We start from the raw sequence: 14,447 nt of genomic DNA on the forward strand, positions 1-14,447 counted from the left end.
CGAATCCTTCGCTCTCCTTGCGCAATCCCTCACGCAGACATCCCCAAAGTACCGACGCCAGTATCCTGTTCCATTCAGGTGGCAGTTGCGCGGTGCCGCACGAAGCAGCACCACGACTTTCACTTACTTCTCGACAAAGGCCCGCTCGATCACGTACTCGTGCGGCACGCCCGCGCGGGTTTCCTTGAAACCCCAGTCGTCGAGAATACTGGTCAGGTCTTTCAGCATCGCCGGTGAGCCGCACAGCATAAAGCGGTCTTCTTCCACATTCGGCTTGGGCAGGTCCAGATCGCTGAAAATCTTGCCGGACAGCATCAGGTCGGTCAGGCGGCCATTGTTGCGGTAGGGCTCGCGGGTGACCGTGGGGTAGTACAACAGCCCCTGTTGTACCATCTCGCCGAAATACTCGTGTTCCGGCAGTTCCTTCTCGATGTAGTCCTGGTAAGCCAGTTCGGACTTGAAGCGCACACCGTGGGTCAGGATGACCTGGTCGAAACGCTCGTAAACATCCGGATCCTTGATGATGCTCATAAATGGCGCCAGGCCGGTACCGGTGGACAACAGCCACAGACGCTTGCCCGGGAGCAGGTGATCGGCGACCAGGGTACCGGTGGGTTTGCGGCTGACGAAAATCTCGTCGCCGGGTTTGATCTTCTGCAGCTGCGAGGTCAGCGGGCCATCGGGGACCTTGATGCTGAAAAACTCCAGCTCGTCCTCGTAGTTGGCACTGGCAATGGAATAGGCGCGCAGCAGCGGACGCCCGTTGGGCTGCTCCAGGCCGATCATGGTGAAATGGCCATTTTCAAAGCGGAATCCGGGATCGCGGCTGGTCTTGAAGCTGAACAGGGTGTCGTTCCAGTGATGGACTTCGAGCACCGTTTCCTTATTCAAATTTGACATAACAATAGTACCACTTATTCCTGCGCTGTTTGCCCGGTGAATTCTAGCGCTGGCATATCTATTGGCAAAATGGGATATTTCGATATTCGTTATCTATTTTACAGATAACTAAAAGGTATCCCGAGAGACCCATCCCATGCGCTATTCCCTACGTCAGCTGGAAGTGTTCCTCGCCTGCGCACATTACCAGAATGTGAGCCGCGCGGCGGAAAGCCTGAACATGTCGCAGTCGGCGGCGTCCACCGCGCTGAAGGAGTTTGAGCAGCAGTTCGACCTGCGCCTGTTCGAACGCACCGGCAAGCGGCTGCGCCTTAATGAACTGGGACGACAGCTGTGGCCGCGTGCGGAGGAGCTGCTGGAGCGGGCCCGCGAGCTGGAGGCCACCCTGCTGGTGCACAGCGATCTGGGACGCCTGAAGATCGGCGCCACCCTGACCATCGGCAACTACCTGGCCGCGGGCATTATGGCCCGCTATATGGAGGAACAACCGGGGGCGCGGGTGGAACTGGAAGTGGCCAATACCGCGGCCATTGCTCAGGGCGTGCTGAACTTCGAGCTGGATCTGGGACTGATCGAGGGGGAACTGAACCATCCCGACCTGGAGATGATCCCCTGGCGGGACGACGAACAGGTGGTGTTCTGCGCGCCGGACCACCCCCTGGCCAAGCGCGCCCAGTTGACTGACGAAGACCTGCGTGAGGCCACCTGGATACTGCGGGAAACCGGCTCCGGTACCCGCCAGACGTTCGAGCGGGCCCTCGCGGGGCTGCTGCCGGAACTGAATATACGCCTGGAGCTGCAACACACTGAGGCCATCAAGCGCGCGGTGGAAGCCGGGCTCGGCATCAGCTGCCTGTCCCGGGTATCCCTCACCGATGCCTTCAAGCGCGGCGCGCTGGTAGAACTGCCGGTGCCACAGCGGGATTTCAGTCGCGAGTTCTATTTCGCCCTGCACCGGCAGAAATACCGCAGTGCCGGTATCGAGCGCTGGCTGGAACTGTGCCGCCAAACCCCCTGACCTGCCACACACCAGCGTGCGGGGCGGGCGCCAACAAAATACACGTGGTTATTCCTGTCCCGCCTTGCGCGCGTCCAGGCGACGGATAAATTCCTGCAGGATCAGCCGGTAGAGTTCCTTGCCCAGATATTTGTCTTCCACCCCGCTGTCGATGGACGGGTTGTCGTTCACCTCGATGACATACCCCTTGCCCGTGGATTCCTTCACGTCCACGCCGTAAAAACCGTTGCCGATGGGACGGGTGGCCTTCAGGGCGGCCTGCAATACCGGCTTGGGCACTTCAAATGTTGGCAGAGTGGTAAATCCGCCGCTGACATTTTTCTTGCTGCCGTGGTTGTAGATCTGCCAGTGATTTTTGGCCATGTAATAACGGCAGGCATACAGCGGCTTGTTGTCGAGCACACCAATGCGCCAGTCGAACTCCGTGTACAGGAATTCCTGGGCCAGCAGCAGGCTGGATTCTGCGAACAACAATTCCAGTTGCTGATGCAGCTCCTCTTCCGTTTTCACTTTCACCACGCCGCGGGAGAAAGAGCCATCGGGGATTTTCACCACCATCGGCAGGCCCAGCTCCTCCAGCGCCACCTTCAGCCCCGCCTCATCGCCGCGGCGCAGAATACAGGTGCGCGGTGCCGGGACCTTGTTGTTGCGGAACAGATCCGCCAGGTAGATCTTGTTGGTACAGCGCAGAATACTCGTAGGATCGTCCAGTACCACCAGCCCCTCAGCCTCGGCTTTTTTAGCGAAGCGATAGGTATGGTGATCGATGGCGGTGGTCTCGCGGATAAACAGCCCGTCGAACTCCGACAGGCGCATGTAATCCCCGGGGCCAATCAGCTCTACCGACAAACCCAGCTCGCGTCCGGCACCGATAAATTTCTTGATCGCCGCCGCGTCGGACGGCGGCAGTTTCTCTTCCGGATTCACCAGGATCGCCAGGTCGTAGCGACTGTTGCCAGGCTTTTTATGCTGGCGCCAGACCTTGTTGCTGAAGTTATCCAGAGCCTCGGCAAACTCGGTTTCCTCGGCCTCGTTCAGCTCGCGGTGGGAGCAGATTTTCAGCTCGACAATTTCCCACTGGGGGTCTGCGCGCAGGTGGATTTCCAGCACCGGGCAGGCAAAACGGTCGAACAGCGCCCGCGCCAGCGGCTGCAGTGCCGGGTCCGCGCAGCGCCCAAAATAGGACTTCACCACCCGCTCGGAACCCGCGGCGGGCAGCGGCAGTTTCGCCAGTACCGGCAGTGCCTGGGACAGCTGCAGCTTGTACAGCTGCGGCAGGGCCAGGTCGTTTAGGGTGCGCACGCTGGGCAGCACATTGTGACTGCGCGCCTCGGCGAGCAGCGAACAGTAGTAGCCCTCGCCGCGGTAGTCGTAGCTGGCACACAGGTTAATTACCCGCACCCGTTGCTGGCGTGCCGGCAGAGCCAGGTAATCGGCAAAGGTGATGACCCGCTCGCTGGGGTAGTAGGGAGCCCAGTCGTCGGGCTCGTCGATCACAATAAGGACCTGGGACATGGATGCTGTTGGCGCCTCGGGAGGGAAAAAGTGAGACCAAAATAGAGCCCAGAAGAGGCCCATCAGATGTGCGAAAGATAGAAGACTTTTTACCCAACACCTAATATTTTTTTCATCCAGCCACTAGTTTTTTTCCACCGGTTTGCTAGCTTTCCCGGGCCGCACCTTTGCGGCTCTATTCCGGTGCCTCACCCCCAAAATGCCACACCGCTCCCCCACCCCGAATGCTGTCGTACAGCTGCAGATTCGTGCAGCCGAAATCCGCGATCTGGACCCGTTGTGCCGGCTGGAAGAAGCCAGCTTCAGCGGCGACCGACTCAGCCGCCGCCGCTTGCGCCACTGGCTCAAAACCGACAACAGGGTCTTCCTGGTCGCGGAACACGATGGCGCGCTGCTGGGCTACGCCCTGGTATTGCTGCGCCGTGGCACCCGTCTGGCGCGCCTGTACTCTATTGCGGTCGGCACAGCCGGGCGCGGCAAGGGTATCGGCAAGGCACTGTTGATGGCGGCCGAGGATGCCAGCAGCCGCGCCGGCCGCCTGTATATGCGCTTGGAAGTGGCGGAGCAGAACAGCGCCGCCATCGGTTTGTACCAGCAGCTGGGGTACCGCACCTTCGGCAGCTATAGCAATTACTACGAGGACGCCGGCAACGCCCTGCGCATGCAGAAGCGCATCCGCTATCGCCCGGAAAACCTGCACACCGCGGAAGTGCCCTGGTACGGACAGCGCACCGAGTTCACCTGCGGCCCGGCGGCGGCGATGATGGCCATGGCCGGGCTGGATCCCGACTATGTTCCCAACGGCAGCGATGAACTGACCCTGTGGCGGGAAGCCACCACCATTTTCATGACCTCCGGCACCGGCGGCTGTCATCCCATCGGGCTGGCACTGGCGATGCAGAAGCGCGGCTTTGCCTGCGAGGTGTACCTGAACCAGTCGAGTCCGCTATTTCTCGACAGCGTGCGCAGCGCGGAAAAAAAGACGGTCATCGAACAGGTGGATGCGGACTATCGCCGGCAGGCCAGGGATACCGGCCTGCCGGTAATCGCGCAAGACTTTACCCAGGAACAGTGCCAGCAGTGGCTGGAGGAAGGTGCGCTGGTGTTATTGCTGATCAGTACCTACCGGCTGGACGGCAAGAAAGTACCCCACTGGGTAACCCTGACCGGAATGGACGACGCCTGCTTTTACGTGCACGACCCGGACGTGGACGACGAGGACAACCCGCTGGACAGCCAGTACCTGCCCATCGCCCGCGATGCGTTTTCGCAGATGTCACTGTTCGGCAAGGACCGGCTGCGCACCGCGGTGGTGGTCAGGAAAAGCTGACGCGGCTAGTTTTCCCCAGCAAACAATTCGCCGAAGAAATCCCCGCGGTTCCAGTATGGCTTGCGCTCCGCATCGGCCACATCCCAGGCAATCGCGAAATTCACCTCGGCAAACTGCTGCGCGGCGATATAGCTGATCTGTTCGTCCGCCTCGTCTTCCGGGCGGTGGTAGCGGCCAATCAGAAAATCGAGCTGCGCCTGGGTGCCATCAATGTTCTTGTCGATCGCCTCGCGCCCGCTGATCAGGTAGATCGACGGCACCCCCTGGCGCACAAAGCTGTAGTGGTCGCTGCGCACGAAAATCACCTGCTCCGGCATCGGGTCCGGGCTCAGCTTGAGGCCCGCCCGCTGTGCGGCGCGCGCGGCACTTTTGCCCAGGCTGGAGTGTTCGGCACCGAACGCGATCACGTCGCGGAACGGATACAACAGCATGGGCATATCCAGATTGATGTTTGCCACCATCGACCGGGGCGGCACCGGTGGGTGCCGGGCAAAGTAGTCGGAACCCAGCAGGCCCTCTTCCTCTGCAGTCACCGCCACAAACAGGATCGAGCGACGCGGTGCGCGACCGGACTCCGCAAACATGCGCGCCACCTCCAGCATCACCGCGATGCCGGCGGCGTTGTCCTGGGCACCGTTATTGATTCGGTCCGGGTTTAACTGATCGTGGACATCGCCCTCCCCCGACCCAGCGGCATCCATCCCGATGTGGTCGAGATGGGCAGTGAACACCACATACTCGTCGCGCAACCCGGGATCACTCCCCGGCAGCAGGCCGACCACGTTGGGGCTGACTACCTTGCGGTGTTCGCCACCACTGGTGAGGGTCGCGCTGTAGGGCAGCGCGAAGCCCCTGGGCACTACGCCATTGTCCATCTCGGTAAAAATGGTATCGAGACTGCGCTGCGCACCCATAAACAGCTGGCGCGCGGCGGGCATATCCAGCACAACGCCGGGGTGCATACCGGGAATGGCGTTGCCCGGTATATCGTCCGCACGCAACCAGTCGAAAGTCGGCTCCTGGATATGTTCGCCAGAGCGGGCAAACGAACGCCGCGCTTCCAGCGCCGGAGTATTGAGGTTGATATAACCAACCGCACCGTGACGGGCGGCGGTTTCCCGCTTGGTACGCCCGGAGGCATAGTGGGCGCCCACTTCGTTGGGAAGCTGCGGCGGGCGGCCATCCAGCACTACTACGATTTTGCCCTGCACATCCAATCCGGCGTAATCGTCGAATCCGAATTCCGGCGCTTCAACGCCGTAGCCGACGAACACCAGCCCCGCGGAGGTGACGGTGTCCTCGCCGATGGTAGGTGGTTTGGCGAGAAAGTCAGCGCCCATTTCGAAGGTGATATCCCCATCGCGGCCGTGCAACATCAGGGTCGCCTGGTGCCCGCCCCAGCGCGCCTCGCGAAACGGCACCTGCTGGAAGTAGTCATCGCCGGTAATCGACCTCAGGCCCAGTTCGGCAAAACGGTCGGCCACGTGCTGAGCGGCCTGTTGATAACCGCGGCTGCCGGTCTTGCGCCCGGCGAGGGCGTCGGCGGAAAGGTACTCTATATCCGCGCGCATGCGCTCCATATCCGCGCTGGGGATGGGCGCGAATGCCCCGGTGCTGACGCAGGAAATAATGCCGGTGCTGAGCAGTGCAGCCAGGGCGCCCGCCGCAAGGAAGCGGCGGGTGAAGTGATTGATTCGCATACAGGACTCGTCGAGATCGGATACGGCGCCAGCTTAGCACGCTCGCCATACCGGTCTCCGACGATTGGCGGGCATCAATGACGTGGTGCAAGTCTCATAAAGCTACTGTCCACGGCGCGCTCTGCGAGCTCGTGGGCACGATCCGCACAAAAGTCCCCATGGCCACCGAGCAGGTGCTGGAAAGGCAGGTTAAGCAGGCGCTGAAAATCCGCGGCCAGCCAGCGCTGGTTGTTCTCGTGATCCGGCGTGGCGCGACGACACCAGGCGGGTGCGACCTGCATCCCCTGGTGCACACCGCTCAGGCGCAGCATCCACTTCCCGGCCCAGCTGCAGCCGGCCCAGCCACTCCAGAACTGCAGCGCGTCGCAGGTGAGCAGCAGTCCTCCGGATAGGGGCAGCAGCAGCGCCGCCTCGGGCACCCGGCTGTTGCTGAATTCAAATACCCGACCGCCGGTTACCGGACAGGTGCCGCCATCGGCGAGAAACTGATCCGCCGGGGGCAGTGGATAGTGATCGGAGTGGGCCTGTCGCCAGAAGAAAACATTGAAGCGATCGCGGTAATAGAGGTCGTCACAGCCGTGGTAGTAACCGAGCCTGACGGCCTGGCGCACCCGCCCCAGTTCACACAGGCGCTCTTCCTCCATCCGGCGCAGACGCACCGGGTTCACCAGCAGCAGATCGTCGCCGCTGCGCACGATGCCCATGTTGCGATTGACATAAACCCGCGGCGCGATGCGCGCAGTACCGCGCACCACAAAAAAGTCCGGCAACACCTGGCGGATTCGGCCGTGTGGTAGCGGAGCGGGATAGGCAATATGCATGGTCTCAGGAAGCTCCTCAGCGGCGCTCCCTGCCGGATATCTGTTTTCTCCGTCAGCGCGGTTGGCGCTGATCAGCTGTACTGCAATCGATTGCTGATACCGTACAGAACCTGCATGGCCTGCTTGGCGTCATGCTCGCTGACCAGCAGATGCTCGTGACAGCGCGCCGATACCACATTGGCCTGGATACCGGCGTCTGCCAGTTCGCGCACGATGGTGGCGGCGAGTCCCGGCACCTGCAGGCCGCCGGTGTACTGCAGGGTAATCTGGCGGTAACTGCCGTCTTCCGGCAGTGATTCGCGCTCGGCAACGTCCTTGGGCAGCAGCGCGCAGATACCCTCGCGCTCGCGGAAGATACACAGGCACTCCTGCAACAATGTGCGCAACTGGGCTTCATCCAGCTGACACATCACCAGCTGCTCACGGTTCAGAATCGGGGTGAGGCGCTGTAACAACTGGTCGATTTTTACCTGGGCATTCATGGTGATCTCACTCTCCGGATACTGACTTGGGGCGCGCTCAGTTCGCGCCGCGTTTTTTCGGTTTCGGCTGTTTGCCGGTGCCGCCCTTCACCCGCGCCCTGGCGGTATTCTTGCGCTGCTGCGGCAGCTTGCCCTTGGGGGCTTTGGCGGCAGGGCCGAATTCTTCACCGTCGAACTCCGGCTCGCCCTCCACCGGGGTGGTATCTACCAGAGTTTCCTGGCGCTGCGCTTCCAGCTCCCAGCGGTCGAGGGCGATATCGATATCTTTTTCAACATCCATACGCGGGAACTCGGGACACGGGGCGTCTTTCTGCGGGTTGTGCCAGCCGGACAGCGGGGCGACAAACACCACCAGGGATTTGTGCAGGTAATTGCGGCCGATGCTGGCTTCGGTCCAGGTGGTCTGCCAGGCGTATTTGCCCTTGACCGCGTAATCGCTCTCGTAGGATTTGAGGGTCAGGAAGTAGGGATACAGACGGCCGCCGCGGCAAACGATGCGGCGCTCGGTCTTGATATTTGCCATCTGGGTAAACGGATCGAAGTACCAGCGGATATCGTAGCCATAGGAGAATTTCATTTTTTCCCCGTGCTTGCTGAACGCGTAGGAACGACCGGTGCCATCCCGGTTCAGGCTCCACACGTGCTGGGCTTCGCCGTCGCGGGAGATCAGCCAGTTGCCAACCCACTGGCTGGCTTCCAGGCGGGAGTCCGCGTCCCACCCCGGGTACCGGGTTTTGTTCTCCGCCTGCGCCGCGCTGTTCGCGATATCCGCTGCGCTGGCGTCGGCGGGCGCCCCATCCTGCGCCTGCAGGCTGGGACATACACCGCACGCAACCACCGCAGTCACCAGCAGGACCGGTTTCACGAATCCGGAGGGAATAAAGCGAGGCTGCTTCACGGCTTGTCTCCGCTTGCGCTTTATTCGTCCCTGAAGAATTGGTCGCCCACCTGGGGTGTCGACGGGTCCTTCCTGACCGGGCCGACGCTCGGGCGCTGAATCCTGAACCATCGCGTGGGCAGCCGCCGGTGCTCAGTTGCCCGCAGACGCGGTCTGCTGGGTTTCCTTGCGTTCACCGTCGTACAGGTTCGGGCACTCGGCCCCGTGATTGGGGGTCTGCCAGTCTGTCAGGCGACGCTGGAAGGCCAGGATGCCGCCGTTGTGCTGGCGCCAGTGACGCCCGTCGATAACGTTGAAGTCTAGGGTGACCGGACTCCAACCGGTAAATTGCGCGTACACCATGCCGCTGTTGCAGTGCAGGGTGCCACCGGTGCGGATACGTACCGTATCTCCCTCGATTCGCCAGGAAATGGCGAACCCGTGGGTGAGCTGGCCATCGGCGCGGAAGCCGTGGGCAAAACCGGTGCCATCGGCTTTCAGTTGCCACACCAGCTGCTCGTCGCCCTGCCCCACCACCAGCCAGTTACCGGCCCACTGGTGGGCGGTGGACTGATCCGGGGTCTGGCTCTGGGCGGAAGCGAGCATCGGAAGTAACAGGAATATCGCAAGCACCAGGCCATAGACCTGCAGCAGGGATAGGAGAACGGGACGGAAGGACAACTGACGCAACAACTTCATGCGGCACTCTTCTCTGTTGGGTTCTACGACTGGCGGTTATTTAATCAACCTAATTAAAAGCCTAGTCGTAAATCTCAACTGTGGCAGCGGATGCGACAAAATTCTTTGTTTCCGCGCCAATGCACACTACGAAGTTCCGGTTTTGCCCCTGGGGCGGCGCAATCTGTACCACAAAAGCCCGCCAACCCCGAGGGCGATCACCAGGAAAAACACCGCCCACGCGTAGATTGCGCTGCCAGAGGTGGGCTGTAACTGTTCCCGCGCGCGCACCACGTTGGCCTGCAGACGCTGGAACTGTTCGATGATTTCATTGCTCGGGGCGCGGTCGAGGATGGACTGGCGCAGTTCCTGCCACTGCTGGTCGAGCTGGGCGGTGAGCGCCGGGTTGCGCTCGGCCAGCTGCGGACGGGCCTGGGCGTAGCCCTCGCGCAGGCCGAGCATCAACTGGTGATAGGCACTCGCGGAATCGCCGCCGCGATAGGCCGCCTGCCCCAGGTACAGCAGCCCGGCGGCCCGCGCCAGTGGGTGTTGCAGATGCGCGGTCTCCTGCGGGTGCGCGCGCCACCACATCAGCGCGTCACGGGCTTCGTCGGGCAGTTCCACCGGCCGCAGTACCGCCATTCCCGGCAGCCCCACCAGCGCCGGATATTCCTGCGCGCGGCGCGCTGACGGCGCCATCTCCGGCGCGGCAAAACCCGCCACCATCACCGCCAGAGCCCAGCGCTCGCGACTGCTGAGATCGCCATCGATGTCACGGTTGTGGGCGTCGTTGCGCGTGGGCTCGAGCACGTTATAGAAATCGTACAGACTCAGGTTTGCCATGCGTGCGGGATCGGTCAGCTTGCGCTCCGCCTGCGGTGCATCCCCGTTTTCGCCGTGACAGTTGCGGCAGCGATCCTGGTACAGCGCGCGCGCCTCTTGCGCCGACGGCAGCGGCTCTGCCGGCGAGCGCGGCAGCTGGTAGAGCGCCGCAAAGCGATCCGCCGCGGCGTTTGCGCGCTGGCGTACCTGTGCCGGCGGCGCGCGGCTTTCAATCTCCGCGGCGAGGTCTTGCAGGGTGCGCTGCAGCTGATTGCGGCCGGGCTTTTCGGGCAGCTTTTCCAGCAGCGACGCAGCCACCTCCACATTGCCCTGCAATTGACGATACAGGCTGCGATCCCGCATCCCGTCCCCATCGTCACTGACCGCCTCCGGATAATCCACGGCAACAAAGGACAGCAGGCTCACCGCGCGCGCCGCGGTATTCTGGGTTTCCTTGTCTGCAGTGGGCTGCGCCCACGCCGCGCCCCCACCCAGCAAGGTGGCAAGCAACAGTATCAGCAGCGGGGTTTTCGGCGTTCTCGGCATTGGGCAGTGGCGGATTTTTTTGCGGTATCCCGTTTCAGACTAGCAGTATTGCTCCGGACACGGCTCGCACGGCAAACCGCGGGCATAAAAAAACCCCGCATCTGCGGGGTTTCCGTCGCGGTGGCAATCAGCCCTTTTCCGCGCGCTCTTTCTCGACCAGATAGTCGACAACTTCCAGCATCAGCTCCTGACCGTTGGACTTGCCTTTGAAGCCCGGCAGCGAGGTGCTGACACGGTACTTGCCGGCCACAACCATTTCCGGGGTGCCGGAAAGCTTGTAGGCGCGCTGCTTGGCCTGGCCCTGCTTGATCTTGCTGTTGATGGCGAAGGAGTTCATCAGCTTCACCGCTTTGTCACCGTCGGCACCATTGTTGGTGAACATGGCGGCAATGGCGCTTTCGTCCGGGGTCCACTCACGGCCGTTGCGGTCGGCGAACATTTTGCGCTGCTGGGCGATGGCACCAAAGATCGGGTCGTGCACCTTGTCCAGCACGCCCATGGCGTCCGCCACGTAGAACATACGCGCGTGCACTTCCATTACCGGCTGCCAGATTGCCGGGATCTTCTTCAGTGCGACATCCGCAGGCATGGTTTTCTGCCACTTTTTCAGCGGTCCTTCAAAGTGGTAGCAGTGGCCACAGCCGTACCAGAACAGTTCGGTGACTTCGATTTTGCTGTCGTCATCCTGGGCGACGGCCTGGGGCAGCACTTCGTAGTACTCGCCCGCTTTGAATTTTCCCGGGGTATCCTGGGCACAGGCTGCGAGGCTCAGCAGCATGGTGAACAGTGCAACGACGGCTCTCATAAAGACTTACTCCAAACATTATTCTTGGTTCCGGCGGTCAGTATGGCTCGCATAAGCTGACGCCCGGCTGAATATAGACCGCGGGAATTATTGAAGTTCCCGCACTGCGGTGCAACCCGGGTGCGATGGCCGGACAGCAAAAGGCCGGTCAGCGACCGGCCTTTTGTGAACTGGGACCGATTCCGGTGATCCGGCAGGCCAACAGTTACTCGGTGAGGCCCGCAACGTAGTTGGCCACAGCCTTGATCTCGGCGTCGGACAGCTGCTTGGCTACACTGCGCATTACGCGGGTGTCGCCATCGTTGTTACGCGCACCTTCGCGGAAAGCCTTCAGCTGCTTCTCGACGTACTGTGCGTACTGACCGGACAGGCGCGGATAACCCGCAGGAGCGTTGCCCTGGCCGGTGGGAGAGTGACATCCCATACACGCCGGCACACCGGAGCTTGGGTTGCCTGCACGGAAAATCTTGCGCCCCAGGGCCAGACCGTCGACGTTATCGCCGTTGTTCAGCATGACCGAGAATGCCTCGGAGCCGGAGATCTGGATATTCTGGGCGGCGAAGTAGGCGGCGATGTCCGCCATGTCCTGGTCGCTCATGTTGTCGAGCTGGCCGGTCATCTCTGGTACCTTGCGCTCACCGCTCTTGATGTCGTGCAGCTGCTTGAGCAGGTATTTCTCGCCGAGACCGGCGATTTTTGGAAAGGTCGGCGCCGGGCTGTTGCCGTCCGCACCGTGACAGGCGGCACAGGCGGCAGCCTTGGTTTGCCCCGCAGTGGCGTCACCGGCGGCGTGGCCCACCTGAGCAAATGCCACCATCCCCAAAGCCAGAGCGGCCTTCTTTATAATGCTGTTCATACGTCGTCCTGTTGCGCGCTGAAGTTTTGCACCCGATCTTCGCTGCTGGCAGCAACCTTGCCCGGCAGCCATCAGCGACGATAAAACCGCGGCATTATATACTTGCGCGCCATCTGAGTGTACCGGGAAGACTCATGTCTGAATCCAATGTAGAACGAATCAATTACCGTCGCGCCGAATTTCTGATCAGCGCCCCCACCCTGGCGGAGTGTCCGGAAGATTCCGGCGCCGAAGTGGCCTTTGCCGGACGCTCCAATGCCGGCAAATCCAGCGCCATCAACGCCCTGACCGGCAACGGCAAGCTCGCGCGCACCTCCAAGACCCCGGGGCGCACCCAGCTGATCAACTTTTTCAGCCTGAGCGAACAGCAGCGGCTGGTGGATCTGCCGGGCTACGGTTACGCCAAGGTAGCCCGCTCCATGAAGGACGAGTGGCAGCGCCACCTGGCGTTCTATCTGGAACAGCGCCGCTGCCTCAAGGGGCTGGTGCTGTTAATGGATATCCGGCAACCACTAAAAGAGTTTGACCTGCATATGCTCACCTGGGCGGTGAATGCCGGCCTGCCCGCGCACATCCTGCTGACCAAGGCGGACAAACTGAAGAACGGCCCCGCCAACAATACCCGTTTCGCGGTGGAAAAGGAGCTGAAGGAGCTGGAACTGGACAAAAATGTCACAGTTCAGATTTTTTCAGCGCCGAAACGCAAGGGACTGGACAAGCTCGAGGCGCGCCTCAACCAGTGGCTGACACTGGCGCCGGAAGATATGGAAACAGATGTCGATGGCGACGACTCTGGCGAGGACGACAACGACTAAGGCAGGTGCGGGCACAGTGTAAGTGATTACCCACCCGCGAAGCCCTCCTCTTTGAGGCTATCCAGCAGTATCCGTCGCAATGTGCGCCGCGCGGTAGGTGTCAGGCCGCGCAACTGTTCGGCGGTGAGATGCCGCCCCGCGATCAGCGACGTCAGGGTCTGCTGGCTGATCTGGATTTTCAGGTATTGATTGGTGGAGGCCATGGTCTGCTCCAGGTTAAATATCATGGCAATCCGGGACGCTCAGTGCAGGTGTGGCACCGCAGTGTCGCCATCGGAGGACGCCGAGATCCCCTTCAGCTGTCCGCGCCAGCTCTCCGGTAGGCTTGCCTCCGCGGTATAGAGGGTGCGGATACAGTCCGCGGTCAGCTGGTAGTGGGACCTGTCTGCCAACTCCCGCGCCAGGCGCGAACTGGCACCTACCAGGATGTAGTTTGCGTGGCCGGTGGCGCCGTACTGACGATAGGCCTCCATCAGTTTGTGTGCGCTGTCGACAAATCGTGTGGCCGCCACCGCATAACCGGGGGCGCGCTCACTCAACAGGAAATCCGCCAGTTCATAAGCACAACCCAGGAAAGGGACCGCCTGCTGGTACTGCCTCTCCTCACACAACAACCCGCCCCGCTCGCTCCATTCCAGCCATGCCTGCTCCGCACGGCGGCTGTCGCTCATCAACCACTGGCGGTGGTTGGCACACAGAAACTTCAGATTCACAGCATCTCCCCAATATTTCTTCAACGGATCCCCGGTGGGCGTTTGCACCCGGCCAGCCCATATTAATGAGAACAATTATCACTTGCAATTAGACAATAGGCGCTGCTGTTCGAACGATGTGAAATGGGCCGCCAGATTTCTACTAAACTGAATTTAACGGTGCTGTTAACGGCTCTAAGCCGATACCGCTCCCTCGACAGGCTGCGGTGGGAAACCTGCCGGTACTGCTGCGAAATGTGGCATTACAAAACAGACAGGCAAAAAAAAGCCGGCAGATTGCAGCTACCGGCTAGGGGTCAGTGCCCTTGGGGATGGGCACCTAGGGGAACACGCCCAGGGGGACGGGCGCGCTCTTGGGTTCTCACCCAAATTCCACTGCATCCGATGCGTTTCCTTCAATACAAAGATTAAGCTGGGCCGCTAAGGTTCCCCACTCTTTTCTCCGCGTTGTTTTCTCGTCTACGGACAGGGGAAATGTATCCCACAACTATTGAGCACTGGGACAAAAAATTCTTTATTTGAGACTTTATTCCACGCCCCCGGCCAATTTTTTCCAGCTTCGTGCAATT

General features: G+C 61.2%; 15 protein-coding genes. 3 read left to right on the top strand and 12 right to left on the bottom strand.

The genetic code is table 11. The annotated features are described in order from the left end of the window. Nucleotides 1-123 precede the first annotated feature (123 nt). Nucleotides 124-900, bottom strand: a complete 777-nt coding sequence (locus tag HUW35_RS06125; protein WP_181254726.1) for a ferredoxin--NADP reductase — start codon at nucleotides 898-900, stop codon at nucleotides 124-126. Nucleotides 901-1,036: 136 nt separating this feature from the next. On the opposite strand from HUW35_RS06125, the gene HUW35_RS06130 reads away from it, so the two are divergent. Continuing rightward, a complete protein-coding gene (locus tag HUW35_RS06130; protein ID WP_181254727.1) occupies nucleotides 1,037-1,918 on the top strand; it encodes a LysR family transcriptional regulator in 882 nt (293 codons plus the stop codon). A 48-nt stretch (nucleotides 1,919-1,966) separates the two neighbouring features. On the opposite strand, the gene HUW35_RS06135 is transcribed toward HUW35_RS06130, so the two are convergent. Continuing rightward, nucleotides 1,967-3,433, bottom strand: a complete 1,467-nt coding sequence (locus HUW35_RS06135; RefSeq protein ID WP_181254728.1) for a RimK family protein — start codon at nucleotides 3,431-3,433, stop codon at nucleotides 1,967-1,969. Nucleotides 3,434-3,632: 199 nt separating this feature from the next. Here HUW35_RS06135 and HUW35_RS06140 point away from each other — a divergent pair, with 199 nt between their 5' ends. Next, the gene (locus HUW35_RS06140; protein ID WP_181254729.1) at nucleotides 3,633-4,763 is read left to right on the top strand and encodes a GNAT family N-acetyltransferase/peptidase C39 family protein; all 1,131 of its coding nucleotides are present in this window, start codon (nucleotides 3,633-3,635) and stop codon (nucleotides 4,761-4,763) included. A gap of 5 nt (nucleotides 4,764-4,768) precedes the next feature. Here HUW35_RS06140 and HUW35_RS06145 read toward each other — a convergent pair whose 3' ends face one another. The 8 genes from HUW35_RS06145 to HUW35_RS06180 all read right to left on the bottom strand — a co-directional run bounded on the left by HUW35_RS06145 (nucleotide 4,769) and on the right by HUW35_RS06180 (nucleotide 12,350). Then, entirely contained in the window at nucleotides 4,769-6,463 is a 1,695-nt protein-coding gene (locus HUW35_RS06145) for a M28 family metallopeptidase (protein WP_255463513.1), read from the bottom strand. Nucleotides 6,464-6,537: 74 nt separating this feature from the next. Further along, nucleotides 6,538-7,284 (bottom strand): hypothetical protein, encoded by a 747-nt coding sequence (locus HUW35_RS06150; protein ID WP_181254730.1) that lies wholly within the window; start codon nucleotides 7,282-7,284, stop codon nucleotides 6,538-6,540. Nucleotides 7,285-7,355: 71 nt separating this feature from the next. Then, nucleotides 7,356-7,766 (bottom strand): ACT domain-containing protein, encoded by a 411-nt coding sequence (locus tag HUW35_RS06155; protein ID WP_181254731.1) that lies wholly within the window; start codon nucleotides 7,764-7,766, stop codon nucleotides 7,356-7,358. 37 nt (nucleotides 7,767-7,803) lie between these two features. Further along, nucleotides 7,804-8,664, bottom strand: coding sequence for a hypothetical protein (locus HUW35_RS06160; RefSeq protein WP_181254732.1), 861 nt, complete (start codon nucleotides 8,662-8,664; stop codon nucleotides 7,804-7,806). A 132-nt stretch (nucleotides 8,665-8,796) separates the two neighbouring features. Further along, complete coding sequence (locus HUW35_RS06165) at nucleotides 8,797-9,342, bottom strand: hypothetical protein (protein WP_181254733.1); 546 nt, start codon at nucleotides 9,340-9,342, stop codon at nucleotides 8,797-8,799. Between the two features lie 126 nt (nucleotides 9,343-9,468). Continuing rightward, nucleotides 9,469-10,689 (bottom strand): cytochrome c, encoded by a 1,221-nt coding sequence (locus HUW35_RS06170; RefSeq protein ID WP_181254734.1) that lies wholly within the window; start codon nucleotides 10,687-10,689, stop codon nucleotides 9,469-9,471. Nucleotides 10,690-10,816: 127 nt separating this feature from the next. Then, complete coding sequence (locus HUW35_RS06175) at nucleotides 10,817-11,494, bottom strand: thiol:disulfide interchange protein DsbA/DsbL (RefSeq protein ID WP_181254735.1); 678 nt, start codon at nucleotides 11,492-11,494, stop codon at nucleotides 10,817-10,819. A 205-nt stretch (nucleotides 11,495-11,699) separates the two neighbouring features. After that, on the bottom strand, nucleotides 11,700-12,350 hold the full coding sequence (locus HUW35_RS06180) for a cytochrome c (protein WP_181254736.1): 651 nt from the start codon (nucleotides 12,348-12,350) through the stop codon (nucleotides 11,700-11,702). A 134-nt stretch (nucleotides 12,351-12,484) separates the two neighbouring features. On the opposite strand from HUW35_RS06180, the gene yihA reads away from it, so the two are divergent. Next, nucleotides 12,485-13,165, top strand: coding sequence for a ribosome biogenesis GTP-binding protein YihA/YsxC (gene yihA, locus HUW35_RS06185; protein ID WP_181254737.1), 681 nt, complete (start codon nucleotides 12,485-12,487; stop codon nucleotides 13,163-13,165). Between the two features lie 26 nt (nucleotides 13,166-13,191). Here the strand turns inward: yihA and HUW35_RS06190 are convergent, their stop codons facing one another. Then, nucleotides 13,192-13,392, bottom strand: coding sequence for a hypothetical protein (locus HUW35_RS06190; protein WP_181254738.1), 201 nt, complete (start codon nucleotides 13,390-13,392; stop codon nucleotides 13,192-13,194). Nucleotides 13,393-13,407: 15 nt separating this feature from the next. After that, nucleotides 13,408-13,878, bottom strand: coding sequence for a hypothetical protein (locus tag HUW35_RS06195; RefSeq protein WP_181254739.1), 471 nt, complete (start codon nucleotides 13,876-13,878; stop codon nucleotides 13,408-13,410). Nucleotides 13,879-14,447 lie beyond the last annotated feature (569 nt).

Origin of the sequence: Microbulbifer sp. YPW1, from assembly GCF_013367775.1 — a bacterium.
Lineage (GTDB): Bacteria > Pseudomonadota > Gammaproteobacteria > Pseudomonadales > Cellvibrionaceae > Microbulbifer.

What these genes read in the sequence shown, in the direction of transcription:
- HUW35_RS06190 (WP_181254738.1), bottom strand. Translation starts at nt 13,392, where the DNA reads ATGATATTTAACCTGGAGCAGACCATGGCCTCCACCAATCAATACCTG.
- HUW35_RS06150 (WP_181254730.1), bottom strand. Translation starts at nt 7,284, where the DNA reads ATGCATATTGCCTATCCCGCTCCGCTACCACACGGCCGAATCCGCCAG.
- HUW35_RS06125 (WP_181254726.1), bottom strand. Translation starts at nt 900, where the DNA reads ATGTCAAATTTGAATAAGGAAACGGTGCTCGAAGTCCATCACTGGAAC.
- HUW35_RS06180 (WP_181254736.1), bottom strand. Translation starts at nt 12,350, where the DNA reads ATGAACAGCATTATAAAGAAGGCCGCTCTGGCTTTGGGGATGGTGGCA.
- HUW35_RS06140 (WP_181254729.1), top strand. Translation starts at nt 3,633, where the DNA reads ATGCCACACCGCTCCCCCACCCCGAATGCTGTCGTACAGCTGCAGATT.
- HUW35_RS06165 (WP_181254733.1), bottom strand. Translation starts at nt 9,342, where the DNA reads ATGAAGTTGTTGCGTCAGTTGTCCTTCCGTCCCGTTCTCCTATCCCTG.
- HUW35_RS06145 (WP_255463513.1), bottom strand. Translation starts at nt 6,463, where the DNA reads ATGCGAATCAATCACTTCACCCGCCGCTTCCTTGCGGCGGGCGCCCTG.
- yihA (WP_181254737.1), top strand. Translation starts at nt 12,485, where the DNA reads ATGTCTGAATCCAATGTAGAACGAATCAATTACCGTCGCGCCGAATTT.
- HUW35_RS06155 (WP_181254731.1), bottom strand. Translation starts at nt 7,766, where the DNA reads ATGAATGCCCAGGTAAAAATCGACCAGTTGTTACAGCGCCTCACCCCG.
- HUW35_RS06130 (WP_181254727.1), top strand. Translation starts at nt 1,037, where the DNA reads ATGCGCTATTCCCTACGTCAGCTGGAAGTGTTCCTCGCCTGCGCACAT.
- HUW35_RS06175 (WP_181254735.1), bottom strand. Translation starts at nt 11,494, where the DNA reads ATGAGAGCCGTCGTTGCACTGTTCACCATGCTGCTGAGCCTCGCAGCC.
- HUW35_RS06135 (WP_181254728.1), bottom strand. Translation starts at nt 3,433, where the DNA reads ATGTCCCAGGTCCTTATTGTGATCGACGAGCCCGACGACTGGGCTCCC.
- HUW35_RS06170 (WP_181254734.1), bottom strand. Translation starts at nt 10,689, where the DNA reads ATGCCGAGAACGCCGAAAACCCCGCTGCTGATACTGTTGCTTGCCACC.